Source organism: Methanophagales archaeon, assembly GCA_021159465.1.
Lineage (GTDB): Archaea > Halobacteriota > Syntropharchaeia > Alkanophagales > Methanospirareceae > G60ANME1.
The window spans coordinates 1-1,080 of the sequence record JAGGRR010000098.1 but is presented as its reverse complement, the minus strand read 5'-3'; the positions used below and the strand labels follow the sequence as shown (position 1 = coordinate 1,080).

The 1,080-nt window shown below is 46.0% G+C and carries 2 protein-coding genes; one reads left to right on the top strand and one right to left on the bottom strand.

Annotated features, from left to right (window positions below; genetic code table 11):
• Positions 1 to 170 precede the first annotated feature (170 nt).
• A complete protein-coding gene (locus J7J01_04975) occupies positions 171 to 785 on the top strand; it encodes a hypothetical protein (protein MCD6210232.1) in 615 nt (204 codons plus the stop codon).
• On the opposite strand, the gene J7J01_04970 is transcribed toward J7J01_04975, so the two are convergent.
• The coding region (locus tag J7J01_04970; protein ID MCD6210231.1) for a hypothetical protein at positions 777 to 1,080 on the bottom strand (304 nt) is incomplete at its 5' end. The two genes, J7J01_04975 and J7J01_04970, sit on opposite strands and share 9 nt — an antisense overlap.

Below are 1,080 nucleotides of genomic sequence, written 5' to 3'. Positions count from 1 at the left end.
AAACGGGCGCGGTTGAAGCGATAGCGAGCGCCGTTCCGAGTGATAGCATTGATGCACTAAAAGTCCACCTCTTCTCCACTTCTGTTATATCAACTCGCCAAGCTTTTGCGTCTGCCATGATTTAATAATATTTATATATGTGGTGTATATATAAAAAATGTGAGAAAGAAATGTCACAAGTAGCGGTAATGGGATTGGGCGAGCGAGCGAACGGGTATGCGATATACGAACATCACAGCGATGCAAGAGCGTGGAGTGTTAGAGTTGTTGGTAGACCTTCAAGGGCAATATTTGAATATTTCGAACCGTGCATTGAGCATCCCGATTGTAAATTTATGTTCGGTGAAACGCTAAGAATAGCTAAAAACCTCGTCAAAAATGTCGGTAATTTTTCGGGTAGAATATATGTGAAATTTGAAGAGTTAGATGTCAATGGTAAACCTTTATTCGGGGGAGCGAAGTGTTCAGGGAGCACTACATTATCCGCTGGCTCGACTGTAGGGCTCTATTTCAATGAAGGAACGGGTGCATGCTCTTTGTTTTTAAACAAAGAAGGTGAGGTGATCCTAAAACCCCGCCCTATTGGCGAACACTACTTCGGTATAAAGACTTGGAGCGATGCCGAGAATGAACCACCATATCCATCACCCACGGCTGCACTTGCGGGCGCGGAAGTATTACCGGTGGCAGCGGAGGGAGAAAACCTCGCTATACCTGTAACAGTCGTTTCCGTTGCAACACTCGCAGGACTCGCCATACTGGCTCGCAAAAGAAAACTATTTTAAGAGGAACTCAAGGAACGGGTCGCGCCTGAACCGGGAGAATATATAGTTTCCCGCTCGGTCTCGTCGCACATAACCGAGTCGTGAGAGTTCACCGACGACTTTCCATACTTCTTGATCATTTTTTACGAACGGTAACACCACTTCTACGACTTCATCTGCGGTTAGCTTCTCCTTACTCACCAATGCCTCATGTGCCTTTCTGAGATGCTCAGGCAGCACGCTCGTTTTATAGAATTTCAACACCTTCTTTATACCCGCACCCACATTGCCGTATAACCGTTCAAGCTCTCGCACA